Source organism: Chitinophaga sp. 180180018-3 (assembly GCF_037893185.1).
Classification (GTDB): Bacteria; Bacteroidota; Bacteroidia; order Chitinophagales; family Chitinophagaceae; genus Chitinophaga.
Genome location: NZ_CP140772.1, coordinates 8037451 through 8057631, shown reverse-complemented (window position 1 = coordinate 8057631; position 20181 = coordinate 8037451). Strand labels below are relative to the sequence as shown.

At 47.2% G+C, this 20181-nt stretch carries 19 protein-coding genes; 8 read left to right on the top strand and 11 right to left on the bottom strand.

The window, feature by feature from the left end; translation table 11 throughout:
- Nucleotides 1-4: 4 nt before the first annotated feature.
- The 5 genes from mrdA to purD all read right to left on the bottom strand — a co-directional run bounded on the left by mrdA (nucleotide 5) and on the right by purD (nucleotide 5936).
- The gene (gene mrdA / locus UNH61_RS31990) at nucleotides 5-1942 is read right to left on the bottom strand and encodes a penicillin-binding protein 2 (RefSeq protein WP_326996098.1); all 1938 of its coding nucleotides are present in this window, start codon (nucleotides 1940-1942) and stop codon (nucleotides 5-7) included.
- A gap of 62 nt (nucleotides 1943-2004) precedes the next feature.
- A complete protein-coding gene (mreD, locus tag UNH61_RS31985) occupies nucleotides 2005-2514 on the bottom strand; it encodes a rod shape-determining protein MreD (RefSeq protein WP_326996097.1) in 510 nt (169 codons plus the stop codon).
- On the bottom strand, nucleotides 2511-3398 hold the full coding sequence (gene mreC / locus UNH61_RS31980; RefSeq protein WP_326996096.1) for a rod shape-determining protein MreC: 888 nt from the start codon (nucleotides 3396-3398) through the stop codon (nucleotides 2511-2513). The genes mreD and mreC overlap by 4 nt, the downstream gene beginning before the upstream one ends.
- 81 nt (nucleotides 3399-3479) lie before the next feature.
- Nucleotides 3480-4502 (bottom strand): rod shape-determining protein, encoded by a 1023-nt coding sequence (locus UNH61_RS31975; protein ID WP_106527013.1) that lies wholly within the window; start codon nucleotides 4500-4502, stop codon nucleotides 3480-3482.
- A gap of 153 nt (nucleotides 4503-4655) precedes the next feature.
- Nucleotides 4656-5936: a phosphoribosylamine--glycine ligase gene (gene purD, locus UNH61_RS31970; RefSeq protein ID WP_326996095.1), complete on the bottom strand. Its 1281-nt coding sequence runs from the start codon at nucleotides 5934-5936 to the stop codon at nucleotides 4656-4658.
- A 172-nt stretch (nucleotides 5937-6108) separates the two neighbouring features.
- On the opposite strand from purD, the gene UNH61_RS31965 reads away from it, so the two are divergent.
- The 4 genes from UNH61_RS31965 to UNH61_RS31950 all read left to right on the top strand — a co-directional run bounded on the left by UNH61_RS31965 (nucleotide 6109) and on the right by UNH61_RS31950 (nucleotide 12067).
- Nucleotides 6109-7824, top strand: coding sequence for a peptide MFS transporter (locus tag UNH61_RS31965; RefSeq protein ID WP_326996094.1), 1716 nt, complete (start codon nucleotides 6109-6111; stop codon nucleotides 7822-7824).
- Nucleotides 7825-7969: 145 nt separating this feature from the next.
- The gene (locus UNH61_RS31960; RefSeq protein ID WP_326996093.1) at nucleotides 7970-10018 is read left to right on the top strand and encodes an OPT/YSL family transporter; all 2049 of its coding nucleotides are present in this window, start codon (nucleotides 7970-7972) and stop codon (nucleotides 10016-10018) included.
- 114 nt (nucleotides 10019-10132) lie between these two features.
- The gene (locus UNH61_RS31955; protein WP_326996092.1) at nucleotides 10133-10636 is read left to right on the top strand and encodes a hypothetical protein; all 504 of its coding nucleotides are present in this window, start codon (nucleotides 10133-10135) and stop codon (nucleotides 10634-10636) included.
- Nucleotides 10637-10849: 213 nt separating this feature from the next.
- Nucleotides 10850-12067 carry an IS4 family transposase gene (locus tag UNH61_RS31950; RefSeq protein ID WP_326992991.1) on the top strand — a complete coding sequence of 406 codons (1218 nt, stop codon included), beginning with the start codon at nucleotides 10850-10852 and terminating at the stop codon, nucleotides 12065-12067.
- 113 nt (nucleotides 12068-12180) lie between these two features.
- Here the strand turns inward: UNH61_RS31950 and UNH61_RS31945 are convergent, their stop codons facing one another.
- From UNH61_RS31945 to UNH61_RS31935, 3 genes are all read right to left on the bottom strand, one after another.
- The gene (locus UNH61_RS31945; protein WP_326996091.1) at nucleotides 12181-13383 is read right to left on the bottom strand and encodes a DUF1501 domain-containing protein; all 1203 of its coding nucleotides are present in this window, start codon (nucleotides 13381-13383) and stop codon (nucleotides 12181-12183) included.
- A 57-nt stretch (nucleotides 13384-13440) separates the two neighbouring features.
- Nucleotides 13441-14889, bottom strand: coding sequence for a DUF1800 domain-containing protein (locus tag UNH61_RS31940; protein ID WP_326996090.1), 1449 nt, complete (start codon nucleotides 14887-14889; stop codon nucleotides 13441-13443).
- A 117-nt stretch (nucleotides 14890-15006) separates the two neighbouring features.
- Nucleotides 15007-16215 carry a molybdopterin molybdotransferase MoeA gene (locus UNH61_RS31935; RefSeq protein ID WP_326996089.1) on the bottom strand — a complete coding sequence of 403 codons (1209 nt, stop codon included), beginning with the start codon at nucleotides 16213-16215 and terminating at the stop codon, nucleotides 15007-15009.
- 47 nt (nucleotides 16216-16262) lie between these two features.
- On the opposite strand from UNH61_RS31935, the gene moaC reads away from it, so the two are divergent.
- Entirely contained in the window at nucleotides 16263-16748 is a 486-nt protein-coding gene (moaC, locus tag UNH61_RS31930; RefSeq protein WP_326996088.1) for a cyclic pyranopterin monophosphate synthase MoaC, read from the top strand.
- The gene (locus UNH61_RS31925; protein WP_326996087.1) at nucleotides 16732-17340 is read left to right on the top strand and encodes an NTP transferase domain-containing protein; all 609 of its coding nucleotides are present in this window, start codon (nucleotides 16732-16734) and stop codon (nucleotides 17338-17340) included. The genes moaC and UNH61_RS31925 overlap by 17 nt, the downstream gene beginning before the upstream one ends.
- 11 nt (nucleotides 17341-17351) lie before the next feature.
- On the opposite strand, the gene UNH61_RS31920 is transcribed toward UNH61_RS31925, so the two are convergent.
- Entirely contained in the window at nucleotides 17352-17768 is a 417-nt protein-coding gene (locus tag UNH61_RS31920; protein ID WP_326996086.1) for a molybdenum cofactor biosynthesis protein MoaE, read from the bottom strand.
- Between the two features lie 8 nt (nucleotides 17769-17776).
- Complete coding sequence (locus UNH61_RS31915) at nucleotides 17777-18010, bottom strand: MoaD/ThiS family protein (RefSeq protein ID WP_326996085.1); 234 nt, start codon at nucleotides 18008-18010, stop codon at nucleotides 17777-17779.
- Nucleotides 18011-18086: 76 nt separating this feature from the next.
- Between UNH61_RS31915 and UNH61_RS31910 the strand changes: the two genes are divergently transcribed.
- Nucleotides 18087-18458, top strand: coding sequence for a hypothetical protein (locus UNH61_RS31910; RefSeq protein WP_326996084.1), 372 nt, complete (start codon nucleotides 18087-18089; stop codon nucleotides 18456-18458).
- Nucleotides 18459-18464: 6 nt separating this feature from the next.
- Nucleotides 18465-19433 (top strand): GTP 3',8-cyclase MoaA, encoded by a 969-nt coding sequence (gene moaA / locus UNH61_RS31905; RefSeq protein ID WP_326996083.1) that lies wholly within the window; start codon nucleotides 18465-18467, stop codon nucleotides 19431-19433.
- A 3-nt stretch (nucleotides 19434-19436) separates the two neighbouring features.
- Here the strand turns inward: moaA and UNH61_RS31900 are convergent, their stop codons facing one another.
- Entirely contained in the window at nucleotides 19437-20180 is a 744-nt protein-coding gene (locus UNH61_RS31900) for a sulfite exporter TauE/SafE family protein (RefSeq protein ID WP_326996082.1), read from the bottom strand.
- Between the last annotated feature and the right edge of the window lies 1 nt (nucleotide 20181).

Sequence of the window (20181 nt, the reverse complement as noted above, 5' to 3'; positions counted from 1 at the left end):
TCTGTTAAGGCTTTTTCTTTTTGATCACAGCATTGTTATTCAATGAATCCAGGTGTGATTTGGCTAACATGGCCTGGTCTATCGTAACTGTTTCCATTACGGTTTTCAACAGTGGCTGCCGTTTTACGGAGATACTGTCTTTCAGATACTGCTCTATCATCAAACTCGCGATAGGTGCCGCATATTTAGCACCAAAACCGGAGTTTTCCACGATCACTGCAATGGCGATGCGGGCTTTTTCTGCAGGTGCAAAAGCCACAAACAACGCATGGTTCTTCAGTTTGGTTCTCACCCCGTTGACGATACCGTAGTTTTCTGCCGTACCTGTTTTACCACCGATGGTGATCCCTTCGATCTGGGCCACGCGGCCGGTACCGCTTTCCACTACATCCGTCATACCATGAATTACAGCGCTGTAGGCAGTATCAGAGATATGTGCTACATCGTGTTTCACTTTGTATTTATCGAGGAGATGGGTATTATCGCTATCGATGCTGCCCACAAAATGCGGGATATAATAAGAACCCCGGTTTGCTACTATACACATGGCGTTAGCCATCTGCAAAGGTGTTAACAGCAATTCTCCCTGTCCTATACCGAGAAAAACCGAAGTACAGGAGTTCCAGCTGCCTTTATAGCGGGCATCATAATATTTTTTATCCGGTACCAGTCCGCGGCCTTCACTTGGTACATCCACACCGATCTTATGGCCGAAACCGAAGTTGTTCATATAATCGGCCCATTTCTGCATACCGCCTACCCTGATACCGCCAAATTTACCGGCATCTACGCTGAGGCGGTAAACGTGCGAAAAGTAAGAGTTACAGGAATGCGAGAGGGCTAGACGCAGGTTGGCGGCGTGGCCCGGATCGTGGTGTTCACATTTGATAGGCCTGGAACAGCCATAATAAGCACCACCGCAGGGATATCCGAAGCTGGGGGTGATCACTCCTTCATCCAGTCCTACCAGCGCAATCATAGGCTTAAAAGTAGACCCTGGCGGGTAAGTAGCCTGGATAGCGCGGTTAAAGAGCGGCTTGGTAGTATCTGTATAGAGTTTGCTGAAATTGGCGCTTCTGTTGGAGCCTGTAAGCAGGTTGGGATCGAAGCTGGGACCGCTTACCATAGCCAGGATACCGCCGGTTTGCGGATCAATAGCTACGATGCTGCCGGATTTTCCTTTCAGCAACTTTTCCCCGAGCGTTTGCAGATCGATATCGAGCGACAGGCGCAGGTTTTTACCGGCTACCGCGGCGCTGTCGAATTCTCCGTTTTCATAAGAGCCCTGTGGCCGGTTCAGGTTATCTTTCACCAGGTATTGAATACCTCGCTGCCCCATTAATACGGATTCGTATGTTTTTTCAAGACCTGTGAAACCAAGATAATCCCCCGAGTTATACGACCCGTAGTTGGCGGTATCTTTCAGCATAGCCGGGGAGATTTCAGCGATATAACCAAGTATGTTGGCTGCAGCTGAATAAGGATAAGAGCGTATCTGCCTCGGCACTAATTCAAATCCGGGCTGGAAAAGATACATACTTTCCTGAAGTTGTCCGAACACATCGGGGGCCAGCAGTGGGGCGAAAACAGACTGCCTTACGCGGCCATTCTTAACAATAGCGTTGATGATGCGTTTTCTGAATTCTTCCTTATCTATTTTTAAAATATTACAGAGATAGGCGGTATCAATATTTTTTGCACTGGCCGGGGTAACAACAAGGTCGTAGAGCACATCATTACCAAGAATACTGCGGCCTTTGCGATCGTAGATGATACCACGGCTCGGGTACACTACCTTACGCAATACCGCGTTGGCATCCGCCAGCTTGGCGTACTTCTTCTCCACGATCTGCAGAAAGAATAACCGGGTGATGATCAGTGCTATCATCCCGAGTATAATCATCTGTATTACTCTCTTCCTGGGCTGATTGAATACTGACATGCTTTAAGGACGGATATATTTTATTTGCAAACCTACGTTAAAAAAGCTAAAGCTTTAACGCACTACTTCTTCGAGAAGAAAAGCAGTTCATACAATACAATCAGGAACAGACTGGCCAGTGTTGAAAATACTATCTTCATCGCGAGGTACAGTGGGTTTCCCATACCAAATACTTCCAGAATGAAAAATACGGTATGATGCAGGAAAACCAGGATAGCGGCATAAATGAGGAACTGTGAAACTCCCATACTGGTCATAGATGGAGTTTTCTGTGTTGTTTCGAATCCTCCCTGTGGCGATAGGATATTGATAATGAATGGACGCAGATAAGCAATGAATACACAGGCAGCAGCGTGCATACCGGGGGTATTCATGAACATATCCAGGGCAAGCCCCATCAGGAGCCCCATGAGCATCAATGCCGGGCGGGGCAGGTTAAAGGGTAATGCCAGAATAAAAAGCATGTACAAATAGGGACTGACCAACTGGTGCAGCAATATTTCATTGAGCACAAACACCTGTATCAGTAACAGGAATACAAATCGGATTATATTTTTTAACAGTATACTCATTTGATCAACTTGTAAGTTGAGTCTTCCAATCGCTGTTGTTCGTCTTTCAACAGATTTTCTATCACGTATACATACTGCAGGTTAAAGAAATTGGTAGCCAATTTCAGGCGGATAGTATACGCGGTACTTGCTTTATCACCTACGGCAACGCTTTCTACATAGCCGATAGGAATATTTTCAGGGAACAGGGCAGAGAAGCCGCTGGTCACTACTGTATCTCCCTTATGTATACGGGCACTTTTCGGAATGTCTTTCAGCAGGGCATAGCCGGCATCTTCACCATCCCAGTGTACCGAACCCATTTCCTTTCCATTACCCAGGCGGGCACTGATAGACACGGAATTGGATTTTGAGAGCATTGATAATATTACTGCATAGTTATCGCTGACACTTCTCACTACTCCTACTACGCCACTGGTACTGATAACGCCCATATTAGGCCGGATTCCCTGAAGGGCGCCACGGTGGATGGTGATATAGTTAACAGGTTTGTTGATGGAATTATTGATAACTTTTGCAGCGAAGTACTCGTACCGGCGGATCTGGGTTCCGATCACCCGGCGCAGGGTATCATCGCTATATTGCCGTACGGTATCGATCTTAACTCCGTTGGTAGTGACCATGCTGTCGTAACTGCTGCGGAGTGCATTACGCAGGCGCATGTTTTCATTTACCAGGCTGTCGTTGGTCGACTTCAGATGAAAATAATACTGTACGTTACTATACTTGTCGTATAACTTGCCGCTGATATCATTGGCGGAACTGAGGTAGGCTGCCCGCTGGAAATTGTTGCGTTGGAATACCAATACCAGACAAATCACTTCCAGCAGCAGAAATAAGAAGAAGTTAAAGTATCGCCTAAAGAAAATGATTAGATTTCGCACAAGCGCGACAGGTTTTAGATTCAGGAATCTGCCGGCAGCCTGTTTCGCGGGAATCAAACAGCCGGCAGATTACAAAATGAGTTATTGCATCAGGAACGGATACTTACCAACATGCTTCAATGCAATACCAGTGCCTCTAACCACGGCGCGTAACGGATCGTCTGCTACATGCACAGGCAGTTTGATCTTCTGGGTAAGACGCTTATCCAGTCCACGCAGCAGCGCACCGCCACCTGTCAGGTATAAGCCTCTGCGGTAAATATCTGATGCCAGCTCCGGCGGCGTTGTTTCCAGCGCCTTCAGGATGGCTTCTTCGATTTTAAAGATAGATTTATCAAGGGCTTCCGCGATTTCCTGGTAGGAAACCATGATCTGTTTGGGTATCCCTGTTACCAGGTCACGTCCGTTAACCGGAATATCATCTGGTGGGTTATCCAGTTCTTTCAGGGCAGATCCGATGTGGATCTTGATTTGTTCTGCTGTTCTTTCACCGATCAGCAGGCTATGGTAACGGCGGAGTGCTTCCATGATATCTGCAGTGAATTCATCACCTGCGATACGGATACTCTGGTCGCAAACGATACCAGCCAGGGCAATCACAGAAATACCGGTGGTACCACCGCCTATATCAATGATCATGTTACCTACCGGTTCTTCCACGTCGATACCGATACCCAGTGCAGCAGCCATCGGTTCGTGTATCAGATATACCTCTTTCGCGCCGGCCTGCTCTGCGGAGTCGCGAACAGCCCTCTTTTCCACCTCAGTAATGCTGGATGGTATACAGATGACCATGCGCCAGCTCGGTGCAAACAGTGGCTTCTTGGGGTAAATCATTTTTATGAGTTCCCTGATCATGCCTTCAGCGGCGTTAAAGTCCGCTATCACGCCATCTTTCAGGGGACGTATAGTCCTAAGATATTCGTGTGTTTTTTCGTGCATCATCATGGCCTTTTTTCCAACTGCCACAATTTTGCCGCTAGCCCGCTCTATCGCTACAATGGAAGGCTCGTCCACTACTACCTGGTCATTATGGATAATCAGCGTATTTGCTGTACCAAGATCTATCGCGATTTCCTGCGTTAAAAAATTAAAAAATCCCATTGTTGATACGGTCAAAAATTAGAATGCAAAAATGAATAATTCCAACGAATATACGATGCAAAAAACGGATATTTTCAAAAAAGGTTTTAGCCGTCAGATTTTAGATTTCAGATGCCGCTATTGTGGTCTCAACTAAAAGCTGAACGCTGATAGCTAGTTGTTAAACTCATATCCTATATCGCGCCGGTATACCTTACCTTCAAAGCTGATCTGCTCTGCTGTCTGAACTGAATGTGCTAATGCCATCGACAAACTTTCTGCGAGCGATGTTACTGCCAAAACACGGCCACCGTTGGTCAGCACCTCGTCGCCATTCTGTCGGGTACCTGCATGAAATACTACCTGGTCGCGGGTAGGGGCAGGAATACCTGTTATCACCTTGTTTTTCTCATAAGCTTCGGGGTACCCTTTTGATACCAGCATAACAGTAGCAGCTGCGCGCTCGTCGGCATAAATAGTTTGTTCTCTCAGTTGGCCGGATATTACGGCATTGAATAACTCCAGCAGGTCATTCTTCAAACGGGGCATTACTACTTCCGTTTCAGGATCCCCCATACGACAGTTATACTCAATTACGAAAGGCGATCCTTCCACATTAATCAGGCCAAAAAATACAAATCCGTAATAAACTATTCCTTCTTTTGATAACCCTTCGATAGTAGGACGAACGATCTCGTCTTCCACTTTCTTCATAAAAGCCGCATCAGCAAATGGTACAGGCGATACCGCTCCCATGCCGCCGGTATTCAGGCCTTTATCACCTTCACCTATACGCTTGTAGTCTTTTGCTTCCGGTAGTATCTTATAGGAATGCCCGTCGGTGATGGCAAAAACCGACAGCTCGATGCCTGTCAGGAACTGCTCCACCACCACGGTTTTGCTGGCATCTCCGAATTTGGCGGCTTTGATCATCTGTTCGAACTCGGTGATGGCCTCCTCATGCGATGCAGCTATCACCACACCTTTACCCGCCGCCAGGCCATCGGCCTTGAGCACGATTGGTAAGGAGTGCTGCTTCAGATAAGCAACGCCTTCTTCATAGTTTTCGGCGCTGAATTCACGGTAAGCCGCAGTCGGTATCTGGTGGCGCTCCATGAACAACTTGGCGTATGCCTTGCTACCCTCCAGCCGGGCACCTTCTTCAGAAGGCCCGAGTACAGGAATATGCTGCAATACAGGGTCGTTCCTGAAAAAATCATAGATCCCCAGCACCAGCGCTTCTTCAGAGCCCGGCACTACAAGATCGATAGCATTCTCCAGGCAAAAGGATTTTATCTTTTCAAATTCATTGACGGCCATGTTCACATTTTTGCCGCATTGCGCGGTTCCCGCATTGCCGGGAGCTATAAACAATTGACCACAGAGGGTGCTTTGCGACATTTTCAGGGCCAGTGCATGTTCACGGCCTCCACTTCCAAGTAATAAGATATTCATACTAATTGCCTAATAAATGCAGAATGCGAAAGAAAGTGCAAAGAAAGATGAAAAAAGCTCAAAAAATGAGCAATCATACCATTTTTTTACGGAGATAACCGATTTTCTTTAACTTGCCACATTTAGAGGTTTACAAAATCTAAAACAAACTATTGCTAAAACTAACCAACTTATGATGCAAACTGCTGTTGCACAAGAGTCTCCTGTTGCCTCGCAAAAGGGCCATCCCAAGGGGCTTGCAGTATTATTTGCCACGGAAATGTGGGAACGGTTTAACTTCTATGGTATGCGGGCGTTGCTGACGCTCTTCCTGGTAAATGCACTGGCTTTCTCAGAAGCAGATTCTTCCTATATCTATGGTGGCTTTCTTGGCCTCTGTTACCTTACACCTATGCTGGGCGGTTATATTTCAGACCGCTACCTCGGTAACAGGAACTGTATTCTTATTGGCGGTTTTGTAATGGGCGTAGGCCAGCTGCTGATGGTACTGAGCGCCACCCTGTATGCTACCAGCGTACCTACTGCTACTACCGTGGTTTGGCTGGCACTGCTGGTGATCATCTTCGGAAACGGGTTCTTCAAACCCAACATTTCCTCCATGGTTGGCCAGCTCTATCCGAAAAACGACGGCCGCCTCGATTCTGCCTTCACCATCTTCTACATGGGTATCAATATGGGCGCCTTCCTTGGTATGCTCATTTGCCCTGTTCTTGGCGACAAAGTTGATCTGAATGGCGTAAGAATGGTAAGTGCATTCAAATGGGGATTCCTCGCCGCCAGTATCGCGATGTTCCTCGGTACCATACTGTTCTTCTTCCTGAAAGACAAATACGTGGTTACCCCCGATGGTAAAGCCATCGGCGCTAAACCAGACTTCAGCAAGCCTTCCGCTGCTACTCAGAATGATGAAGCTGATAAAGCTAAATTCACTCCCGCCGCCATTGTTGGCGTACTTGGCCTCCTCGTGGTATTGTTCTTTGGGATTCACTATCTGTCGCTCGACAAGAACCCTATCAAATCCTGGTTATATCCATTTATATATGCTTCCGGTATCAGTCTGGCTGTACTGATTCTCACCGATAAATCTATCACTAAAGTAGAAAGACAAAGGATCCTCGTTATCTATTTTGTGGCCTTCTTTGTGATCTTCTTCTGGGCCTGTTTTGAGCAGGCAGGATCTTCCCTGACCTTCATAGCTGATTATCAGACAGATCGCCGCCTGTTAGGCTGGGATATGCCACCGAGCTTCGTGCAAAATGCCAACTCCATCTTTATCATCGTATTTGCACTGCCTTTCAGCTGGTTATGGCTGAAATTGCAGAAGCGCAACCTCGAGCCTATTTCTCCCATGAAACAGTCGATTGGCCTGGCTTTGCTGGCTTTGGGCTTTTTTATCATTGCCATCCAGATGAAGTCGCTCGGACCTAACGAAAAACTGGGAGTTAGCTGGCTGATTCTGATGTACCTCTTCCATACACTGGGTGAGTTGTGCCTGTCGCCAATAGGCCTTTCCCTGGTATCCAAGCTGGCGCCACACCGCTTCTCCTCTCTGCTCATGGGAGTATGGTTCCTGGCAAATGCCGCGGGCTATGCCCTGGCTGGTACTTTGGGCGCACTGCTTCCTCCAACAATGGATAAATACAAACTGGCTACCGAAAACGGCATCGATCTGAAAGGCATCCTGGATGGTACTATTACTGCTACCGCCCAGCAACTCGACAAGATGCAGGAATTAAAACTGGCTGCGCACTATCCTACTTTTGCAGGTTTTACGATCCACAATCTGTACGAATTCTTTATGGTATTCGTTATCCTGCCCGGCGCGGCTGCAATACTGTTATTCCTCTCCACCAGCTTCCTGAAAAAATGGATGCATGGGGTTAGATAAAAATCAAGCATTAAGAACAAGGAATTAAGAATTAAAGTGCGAAGATCTAAGCGGATATTGTAATTATATTTTAATTATATTACTCGCTTAGATCTTCGCATTTTAATTCCTAATTCCCAACCCTTAATTCCTAATTGAATCAAATATGCTGGATAATAACTTCAAACCTTTCATCTCTCCCGGAACGCAAATGAAAGAGTTTACCCTCAAGGCCATTTTGCTGGGTTGCTTCTTCGGGGTCATTTTCGGTGCTGCTACAGTATACCTGGCACTTAAAGCGGGTCTTACGGTTTCTGCGTCCATTCCCATCGCTGTTATTGCTATTACACTGGGGAGGAAATTTTTCAAAACAACCATACTGGAGAATAATATCATTCAGACTACCGGTTCTGCAAGTGAATCAATTGCTGCCGGTGTAGTATTTACGCTGCCGGGCTTCCTGTTTCTCAGCGACGGTGGCGGAGAAAAGTTCTTCAATTACTTCACCATTCTTACGCTGGCAATATTTGGCGGTATACTGGGTACACTGATGATGATTCCGTTAAGAAGATCACTCATTGTAAAGGAGCATGGAACCTTACCCTATCCGGAAGGTACTGCCTGCGGGGATGTACTGATTGCCGGCGAAAAAGGCGGTGACTTTGCAAAAACAGCTTTCTACGGATTAGGGTTTGCCTTCGCTTATGCCGTGTTTCAAAAGGTGTTGCATATCATCGCGGAAACGCCGCAATATATGACTAAACAAGCCAGCAAATTTTTTCCATCTGCCAAAATCAGTTGCGATATCACACCGGAATATATGGGCGTCGGATATATCATCGGCCCACGCATAGCCGGGGTACTGGTGGCTGGCGGCGTGCTGGCCTGGCTGGGATTGATCCCGCTACTGGCGTCCCTGCTGCCACCCGACACGATAGCCGCACAACTGGTGAAGATAGGCTACCTGGCCAATCTGCAAACACCCGGTGGACAAGGCAGCTGGGATCCCGCTACCCACACATTCTCCGATTATTCGTCTGCGATATATTACGCCTATGTACGCCAGATAGGAGCAGGAGCGGTAGCCGCAGGCGGATTTATTACCCTGCTGAAAACAATTCCTACCATCATTTCTTCTTTTAAAGGCAGTCTTGGTGCCATCAAAGACGGCTCCGAAAAAGTTGCCGGAAAAGGCAGCGTGCCGCGAACAGAGAGGGATCTGAGTCTGAAAGTAGTGCTGTTCGGAAGCCTGGCGCTCGTGCTGCTCATGGCATTTTTGCCGCAGTTACCCGGCGACTCCATCGGCAAAAAACTGCTGGTAGGCTTACTGGTGGTGGTTTTCGGTGCCTTCTTCGTAACCGTATCCAGTCGCATTGTAGGCCTGATCGGCTCTTCCAATAACCCTATTTCCGGTATGACTATCGCTACCCTGATGGGCACCTGCCTGGTATTCATCTCCGTTGGCTGGACAGGGAAATTATATGAGCCCCTCGCGCTGGTGGTGGGCGGAATGATCTGCATCGCTGCCGCCAACGCAGGCAGTACCTCCCAGGATCTGAAATCCGGCTATATCGTAGGTGCCACACCGATATATCAACAGCTGTCACTTTTCATCGGGGCGATTGTTTCTTCAGTGGTGATAGGCCTCACCGTAAAGTTCCTCGACAAACCAACTGCTGATATGATACAGCACGGGATAAAGGACCACGCTATTGGAAGCACCTATTATCCTGCACCACAGGGCACTTTGATGGCAACGCTGGCCAAAGGGATACTTTCCTTTAACCTCGACTGGCAATTTGTGCTGGTAGGCGTTTTTCTTGCTATCACCATGGAGCTTTGCGGCGTCAACTCTCTTTCTTTTGCAGTGGGCGCTTATCTGCCGTTATCTACCACGCTGCCCATTTTCGCAGGAGGCGCCATCCGTGGACTTGTAGAGTATAAACAAAAGAAAGAAAATAAGAAAAAGTTACCGGAAGAAGAGGAACTGGGCCGGGGTAATCTTTTTGCCACGGGCCTCGTGGCGGGTGGTGCGGTAGCCGGTGTAGTGATCGCTATACTCGCAGGCTTTGACTGGTCGGCCATCATACTTGCCAAAGTGAATCAACAAACTATACTTACAAAAATCCTGAGTGAAGGAGGATATTATATAATAGGATGTGCCTTTTTTACGTTTATGGGCTGGTACCTGTACCGCACGGCACGTAAAGCGTAATATTCATTTCTATTCATACAGAATGCCGGTAGCTGGTTGTAACAATCTGTTGCCGGCATTCGTTTTTCTTTTTAAATGTTTAATTTAGTCGCGTTTTTATAAAAATAATTTATAATGCAACCTCTGCGAATTCTAATGCCCGCATTGCTCAGCATCATTGTTTTGTTTAGCATATCCTGCAGCAAGGATAAGAACGATAGTCGTAAGCGCAATTTTATTTCAGTAAAGCTGGATAATAAAGTGTACTTATCAGAAAATCCCAATGGTGTTATTTATGTGCCTATTACTGATCCAGTCAACAACTATCCAAAGATGGTGATCTCCGGCCAGACAAAGGCAGGGGATATCATCACACTGAATTTCTCAACACCTGCTATGCCTTTTGTTCCCGGCAATTATTCCATGAGCAGGCCCGGCACCAGTGTAACAATGGATCTTAATGATCAAACAGGTACCAGGTTGACTTCCGGTTCCAATTTCACTTTAAACCTCACTTATATCGACAGCTATATTGTTGAAGGGAATTTTTCCGGTTCCCTCAGCGCCTCAGCTGGCGCCAGTACCGTGCAAGCCCTGGACGGAGCGTTCAGAGCCACAGTGAAGCAGGTAAGCCAATAGAGAGAATTACGAATTATGAATTACGAATTACGAATTACGAAACAGAGCGAAGACTTTAGCAGATAATCAATTCGCTAAAGTCTTCGCTCTGTTTCGTAATTCGTAATTCATAATCATTGGTGTCCGGGGAAAAAAAGAAGTCAATGAATAAAAACGGGGACAATCGTCCCCGTTTTTTGGTATTTTCAAGTTACCACACTTAAAAAAAGTACCATGAGTAAAGGTATATATTTTACCGGACAGCCGATATTTAGTCAGTTACTTTCTTTTATTCCCAGACCGCTGGTGAACAAATTAGCCATTCACTATCAGGCAGATCGTTGCTGTAAGCGATTCAAGACCTATGATCATCTGGTGACGCTACTTTACAGTATAATTAATCAGTGTAGCTCCTTGCGGGAGGTTACTACAGGCATGCTGGCCTGGGAGCACCGACTAGCCCATCTGGGCATCACCCATCCGCCCAGAAGGAGTACTATTTCTGATGCCAGTATACGTAGAGGTACAAAAGTTTTTGAAGCCATCTACCTGGAACTATTAAAGCGGTATGGACAATTTTTACCGGACAGCCGGCCGGCAAAACTGGCATCAAAACTTTATCTGTTTGATTCTACCACTATCAGCCTGTTTCAGCAGATATTAAAAGGGGCAGGTAAATCTGATATGGATGGAAGACGCAAAGGCGGTATTAAAGTACACACTTTAATGAGAAGCGATCAGGATGTACCCTGTATGGTTAGATTCAGCGCTGCTGCCAAAGCTGATGTTTCCTTTCTTAAAAAAGTGGTGTTACCTGCCGGGTCAATCCTGGTATTTGATAAAGGATACAGAGACTATAGTGCTTATAACACTTTGGATGAAGGAGCCATTACATGGATAACCCGTAACATCGATAGTTCCATTCATACAATTATCGAAGATCGTCCCATCAGTGAGTCGCAGGTAAACAAGGGGGTTTTAGCTGACCGGGAAATTGAGTTAGGACATAATCATAATAAAAAAAATGCTAAGGTAAAGGCCCGACTTATTACTTATAAGGACAAAAAAAGCGGCCATATCTTTGAATTTATAACTAATGATTTTCATCTCAAACCTGCTACTATAGCTGATTGTTATCATAAAAGGTGGCAGATTGAATTATTATTTAAGCGGCTAAAGCAAAATTATCCCCTTAGATACTTTCTGGGAGATAGCCCCAATGCTATTAAAATACAAATCTGGTGTGTAATGATTGCTGATCTTATTCTTAAAGTAATCAGCTCTAACTACAAATGCAAATGGTCCTTTTCTAATCTGGTTAGTATGGTCAGGCTACATATGATGACTTATATGAACCTTAAAGCCTTTATCACGGCGGCCGAAAAAAGCCTTTTAGACAGGTTCAATCAGTATAAAGCTAAAGATTCTCCGCTTTTGCTATTTGCCACATAGGGGCCTGGAACTTTAAATATCCCTTTTTTGAACCTTTTATGCCCGTAAAACCTAGGCTTTTTGATCAAGCCTAAGTTTTACCGGACACCAGTAATTCATAATTCGTAATTCTTTTATACAAACCCCATCTTCGCATACTCTCTCCTCAGTATATCTTTATCATTGGCTCCAAGCCAGCCGGATAACAGGGTAGCATACACGCTTTTGAAGTCTACTTTGTATTGCAGGTCTCCATCTTTCAAATTAACAAGGTCAGGCCCCTCGTTGATAAGGCCTTGCTGTTTCAGGCCTCCACCAATCAGGAACATATTGTTGGCAGTACCATGGTCTGTTCCACCGCTGGCGTTCTGTCCTACCCTTCTTCCGAATTCCGAGAATGTCATTACCACTACGTCTTCAAAACGGTGGTTCTTTTTCAGATCGCCGGTAAATACAGTTACTGCGTCGCTTAGCTGGCCGAACAAACGGGCCTGCTGATCCTGCTGGTTCACATGCGTATCGAAGCTGCCATGGGATACATAATACACTTTGGTGTTGATATCAGACATGATCAGATTAGCGATGGTACGCAGGTTTCTGCCTAGTTCTGTGTTAGGATATGGTTCTGCTGATTTATATGTTTTGAATTGCTGCTGGATATAAGCGGCGGAAGATATTGTTTCTCCCATCGTTTTGTACAGGTAGTCGGCGTTGCTGTGATGATCGCCGCCGGTATTGTACTGTTGTTGAAGATCCTTGAAAAATCTGTCGCTACTGGTGCCAAACAGGCGGGCAGGATCGGTGAGCGCCAGTCCTTTATCGTTGTCGCCTTTCAGCGCAAGGCTCAGGGTATCATCTATTTCCAATGCCTGAGTGGGCCTGTCGCAGCCTTTGCACTGGGCATCCAGGTAGCGGCCTATCCAGCCATCGGACCAGTATTCGTTCGACTGGCTGGCGGAATGCCATATATCCATGGAACGGAAGTGCGAGCGATCAGGGTTCGGATAGCCCACGTTGTTGATAATACCGAGGGCGCCATCGTCGTAGAGTGCTTTCAGCCCCTTCAGAGCAGGATGTATCCCCAGCTCGTCATTCAGCGACAACGCTGCCTCCCGCTTTATACCTAAAGCCGGTCTTACCCGGTAGTAAATGTCATTCCGGTAGGGTATGATGGTATTCAATCCATCGTTACCGCCTGAAAGCTGTATGATCACCAGCACTTTATTTCCCGGGGGCACCATCTGCCCTTTCTCCAATGCTTTCAGGAATTTCGGCATCAGCATGGAAGCTGATACCAGGGAACCTGCCTGTAAAAAACGTCGGCGTGTGAACAACATAGCCTGTTAACTTTTAGATACAAGAATTATTACCTATTTAAAAAGTTTTCAACGGTATCAGCATAGCTGGTAGTCCGGTGTACTCATCACATCAATCGTCACCGTTTTGATATAGTTATCGCGGGTACTGATATCAGCGTACTTGTCCAGCAACGGGCGATTGATACTTCCAGGCCTCACCAGCAGATGACCAGCAATTTCATTGGCCAGCTTTTCGCGGGGCACATCTTCAAAACTCTGCACATAAGGTCCCCAGTCGATCCACGCATTCACCTTCTTGGCGTACTGGTTCTTCAGGAAATCGTTGATCTGCAATGTCATCTTATAAGCTGCCCCTTCTCCCATTTCCGGCATCAGATCTTTAGGCATTATATTCAACACCTGTGAGTAGAGGATCACCTGAGGTACACGAAGCCGGAACATCAGGCTGGAGCTATCGATCCAGCTGCGGCCGCCGGGCCAGCCAGCCACATTGGGAGGATAAAAGAGCAGCTGTCCGAGTACACGCTGGAACAGCAGCATCACTTCTTCCTTTTCAAATGTCATCGGAATGGATCTGCGCAACCCTACCAGCAATTCCACGGGCGACTTAATACGATTACCAACCACACTGCTGTCGTAGAACCAGTCGGCCATGAATATCTCCCGCATCAGGGATTTGATGTTGTAGCCAGAATGATAAAACTTATCTGACAGATCATTGATACGGGCTTCATCCGGCGTTTCGCTGACGAAATACCGGTAGATCTTTGCAGTGATGAAACGGGCTGTCTGTCGTTGCTCCAATAGTATTTTCAGGATATCATCGCCATTAAAGTTTCCCTGCTTACCGAGGAAAAATTTAATCCCGTCATCATGTTGTTTATCGCGAAAAACAAATTCACCATTCTCATCAAATTCCCATCCTGTAAAGGCTCTGGCAGCTTCTTTCACATCCGTTTCAGTATAATTACCTCTCCCCATGGTGAAGAGTTCCATCACTTCCCGGGCAAAATTTTCGTTTGGATGTTGTTTGCGGTTCTGCTGATTATTCAGGAATTGCAGCATAGCCGGGCTTTTAGACACCCCACTGAGTAATTCACCGAAATCGCCCAATGCATTATCGCGGATAACAGACAGTAGTTGCTGATTGAAAAGGATATTCTGTGTGCGGCAGGCAAAATGCCCATGCCAGAAAAGGCTCATTTTCTCCCGCAGCGGATGTTCACTCTTTACCATAGCGGTCACCCAGGCCACATTCAGGTCTTTTATTCCCTGATCATTCATCTTCTGAAAAGCCTTCCGCTCATCCGGTGTCATCGTCTTTTGCTTCTTGGGATCCGGCAAATCGCTGGCCGACATAACGTCTACTGAGGTAGCCGACGATTTCACCCGGCCAATAAGCACTTTATTCACAATCTCTTTTCGCCTTTTGTCCTCCCACTCGGCAATAACCGGGCGGGTTTCTCCAAAGCCAGCGCGCCAGGCAAGATGTTGCAATGCTGTTTTTTGGGCAACTTCGGCCATATGTAAATGATTTTAAATAAGACTCACAAATAAACAAGGAGTTTAATCAGGTCCGATCATACAGGTATCGCTGCAAATTCAATAAGGCCGGGCTATAAGGACGATTGTTAATTTTTTTTAACGAAATTTCCAGACTTGATAACAACTTCCTTTTTCAAAAACAGTTCTATCTAAAGGCAATGCCAGAAAAGCATCTGCACGAAGCAGGCTGGCAAGATCTCCCGACCCCTGATATGGCTGGGGTACCGCCATCATCATGCCATCGGGTTGTGATTGTAATTTTACCGGAAGATAATATTCAAGCGCTGCATCAAAAATCACTTTTTCAGACAGTTGCGCATAGAAAGGCGCAGTAACTACTGCCTGCATAGCGGCTTGTATCCAGGGATGCACATAGCGATAGAAACACATAAATCCTGATACCGGGTTACCAGGTAATGCAAATACCACAGGGCCTTTTTCGAAAGATCCGAACAGGAAAGGTTTTCCCGGCCGCTGCTGCACTTTATGAAATACCTGCTGCATACCAAGCTGCTGCAATACTGCAGGCAGGTAGTCGAATTTGCCGGCACTTACTGCACCGGAGCTGATCCACACATCTGTTTCATTTATCAATGGGCGCAACTGCGCTATCATTTCTTCTTCATTATCCGTAACATGTATGGCACGCGCATCCACATTCAGTTGTTTCAGCGAAGCCATCAGGCTGTAAATATTAGACATACGCACCTGGTGCGCCTCCGGAGTAGCATCAACGGGTACCAGCTCATCACCGGTGGCGATCACCAGCACACGCGGTAACCGGCTTACATGCACACTGGTTTTTCCTACAGTAGCCAATACACCTGCTTCAGCAGGACCGATAAGTGTACCGGGAGAAATCAACTCAGCCCCTGTTTCCACATCCGATCCTATACGATGAATAAATTGCCCTTTTTTTGTCACTGTGTGAATGGTAAACCGTCGGAATCCCTCATGCTCAGAGGGCGTAAGGTGTTCGTAGGGTACTACCGTGTCTGTCATATCCGGGAGTATGGCTCCGGTCATCACCTCGATACAGTTCGCAGTATTGGATAGCTGCAACTGCGGCGTACCGGCAGCCTGTAAATCTTCTACGCCAAAAATATGCTGCCCCCTGGCATAGCTGTCGTAGTTGATAGCGATGCCATCCATCATGACCCTGTCGAACGGCGGGAAAGGCCGGTCGGCCAGCACCGGTTCCCTCAAAATACGGCCGGTAGCAGCGCTAAAAGGCACCATTTCCGTACCCAGGTCGCGTACGGTTTCCATTACAGCCTTAAAAGCAGCAGCTACTGTCAACATCATTTTGAATTACATTTGTATCTGGTGAACTCCTCTAAATTTATGCTTTTATGTCCAATGAATCAAGTAATGCTTTCTCACATCTGAGCAGCAGCGGACAACCTGCTATGGTCGATATTAGCGGCAAACAGGATACTTACCGTGTAGCCGTTGCCGAAAGCCGTATTTTCCTGCCGCAGGCGGTGCGGGAGCAGTTTCAGGGACACGACATCCAAACCCGCAAGGGAGGCGTATTCCAGACGGCTATCATCGCTGGTATCATGGCAGCAAAGAAAACACCGGAACTGATACCACTTTGCCACACCCTGTTACTGGATGGCTGTAATGTGGAAATAGGGCTGGAAGGTGAGGAGGCAGTTATCCGCTGTACTGTTAAAACAAACGGGAAAACCGGCGTGGAAATGGAAGCGCTCACTGGCGCCAGTGTAGCTGCATTAACTATTTATGATATGTGCAAAGCACTTACACAGGATATGATCATCAGGGAAACAAAACTGATCAGCAAAACAGGTGGTAAACATGACTATGCAAGATAAGCAGGCTCCGCTCAAAGGCCTTGTCCTTTGTGGTGGATGGAGCACCCGGATGCAGGAAAACAAGAGTAACATCGTATATCACGGCATGCCCCAGTGGCAGTACCTGGTATCACTGCTGCAGGAATTTCTTCCGGAGGTATATATTTCCTGCCGGCGGGAGCAGCTGGCCGATTTTTCAGGCTATTCGCTGCTGATCCCGGATACTGTAACGCAGGGAGGCCCTTCGGCAGGATTACTCAGCGCTCACGCGCTACAGCCCGAAACTGCCTGGCTGATATTGGCCTGCGATCTGCCATTGCTAAGCCGGCAAAGCCTGGAACTGCTGATTAACTCAAGGGATGCAGGGAAAAACGCCACCACTTTCATCAGCCCCGTCAATCAACTGCCGGAACCGCTTATCGCCATCTGGGAACCATCCGGGCTCGGCGCCCTGGAAAGTAACGTGCTGGCCGGCACCAACTGTCCACGTAAAACCATGCTGAATGCCAGCATTAAAACGTTACATAATCCCTTCGCTGCTGAACAATTCAATGCCAATACGCCGGAAGAAAAACTAACCGCCCAGCGCGAGCTGCGGCTGGGAACAAAGTAAAGAAAAGCCTTTCAGGGCCTGTCTCCATACAATACCTCCCCATCTGCAAAATATTCTTTCTTCCAGATAGGCACCGTTTCTTTCAGGGTATCAATCACATACTCGCAGGCATCAAAAGCTACCCCTCGATGCGCTGCCGCTACAGCAATCACTACCGCTATATCACCGGGATATTTCTCGCCCATGGCGTGTATAACAGCCAGCCTGTGCACCTCCCATCTGGCCGCTACAGCCGTGGCTATTTTCTGCATCTCCATAATGGCCATCGGTTCGTAACATTCATACACTAATTTCAGTACTTCCCGCTGCCGGGTATGATTGCGTACATTGCCCGAAAACAGCACCTGGCCGCCGCTTTGAGGCGATTGTATAAAATCCAGCGCTTCCTGTACCGTCACCACTGGTCTGATATCTATTAAAACTTCCATCTGTAAATTCATCCTCCGCTTACCGGCGGAATAACGGCTATTTCATCAGTACTGTTTACGGGTTGCGAATCGGCTGCATAACTCCGGTTCACCGCTATCATCAATGATTTCAGCTGATGCAGGGCCGGGTAGGTTTCATACAGCCACACTTTCAGTGCCGCTACGTCGGAAATATGCTCAGGTTTTTCTACCACAGGCGCCCCCGCTATATCCTTTGCCGCACCAAACAATAATATGCCCATACTCATTAAATTGTTACTTAAAACTACAATATAGCCCCGATAAAGTAGTAATTTTAATACCGGCAAATCATTGTATATGAAAATACGGATCAGGGGTAACAGCATACGATACCGGCTCGATAAAACGGATATGGAACTGTTGGAAAGCACCGGAAAAGTAGAGTCTATCACGCATATAGGCGCCGGTACGCTTCACTTCTGCGTACGGGGAAAAGATATTACTGATCCTGTCATTAAAATGGAACACGACGGCGTTCATCTCCTGCTGCCATTTTCCCGCCTCGAAAGCTGGTACGCACCCGACCAGGTGGGTTTCGAGCTTAGCCTGCCCAATGACGATGGCTCCACCCTTGCCATACTGGTGGAAAAAGATTTTAAGTGTCTTACAAACAGAGATGAAGACGACAGCCAAGCTTTCGATAACCCGATGGCCGGCACCAAATGCTGAGAGAAGATGTTGACAGATGCTCATCACCGAACCATTGACTACGTAAGAATATCAGTAACAGACCGGTGCAATCTGCGCTGTACTTACTGTATGCCCGAAAACATGCATTTCGTGCATCGCAGGGAGCTGCTTACCGATGAGGAAATACTTCAGTTACTGCAGATATTGGCTGCCGCAGGCGTATCCAAAGTGAGGATCACCGGAGGCGAGCCATTCCTGCGCCCCGGCCTGATGGCGCTGCTGGCCGCTATAAAGGAAATCCCGGGTATTACCGATATCGCTATCACCACTAATGGCGTGCTGACGGCTCCCTTTATCCCGGAGCTGGCCCAACTGGGCATACAGCATATCAATCTCAGCCTCGATACACTTCAACGCGATCGTTTTCTGCAAATCACCCGCCGCGATAATTTCCCGGAAGTAATGCAAACGCTGCAGGCATTGCTGCAACAGCAGCTGAAAGTAAAGCTGAATGTGGTGGTCATGGAAAATGTGAATACAGATGAACTAACGGCTTTCACAGAACTGACGCGGCATTCACCGTTATCAGTGCGGTTCATCGAAGAAATGCCATTTAACGGTCAGGGACATACGTTTTCTGGCATCAACTGGAATTATCAAAAAATCCTGGATACTATCAGCAACGCCTACACGCTTTTAAAAACCACGGACGTTCCGGCATCTACCTCGCTGAATTACAGCATTCCCGGGCACGCAGGAAACATCGGCGTAATACCGGCTTACAGCCGCACCTTTTGCGGCACCTGTAACCGGCTTCGTATATCCGCTACCGGTAGTGTGAAAACCTGTCTTTATGGAAATGATGTACTCAATGTCAGAGACCTGCTAAGAAGCGGCCAGCCGGTATTACCAGCTATACAATCGGCTATTCATGCACGGTTTGCAAATGGATTTGAAGCAGAGGATCATCATACCGGCAGGCTGATGGAGAGCATGTCTGTCATAGGCGGCTGAGGTTTATTTTATTAACATCTTCACGCCCGCATACAATATCAGCAATGCCGTAGCACCCGCTACCCATCGGGGTTTCATTACTTTGGCGCTCACCCGGGCGCCTATCTGCCCGCCGGCAATTACAGCCAGCAACAATGGGCCGGCAAATTTCATATCAAATACAATAGCATGTTTGGCGGCTTGTCCGCACAAACCGGCGATGGAATTCACCAGTATAAAAAAGCTGCTGAGGCCTGCTATATTTTTGGCGGTATCGTATTTTCCCAACCTCAGTACGGGGGAAAGATAAATTCCTCCACCTATCCCTGTCATCCCCGATAACAGGCCGATAGCGCCGCCTATGGCGCCGTACGCGGTAGCATTGCCGCGGTTTTCCGGGATAACAGGTTCATCTTTTTCAAAAAACAACCGGTAGCACATCAGCAATGCAGCCAGTGTCAGTGCAATTCCCAGCAACAGGAAAAACGTAGCCTGTTTCAGTGGCAGGTAACTGCCCACAAAACTAAGCGGCACACTGATCAATGAAAGCTGCCATGCCTTCTTCATCGGCAGATGCCCCTCTTTATAAAAATGATAAACACCGCCGATCACTACTGCCACATTACATAATAGCGCAGTGGATTTCATCAGCTGGAAATCCACGCCCCATAAGGCCATCAGCGCCAGGTAGCTGGAACCGCCACCGAAACCGGCGGCTGAATATACCAGGGCGATGATAAAGAAAAAGATACAAAGCTCTGTTATCACG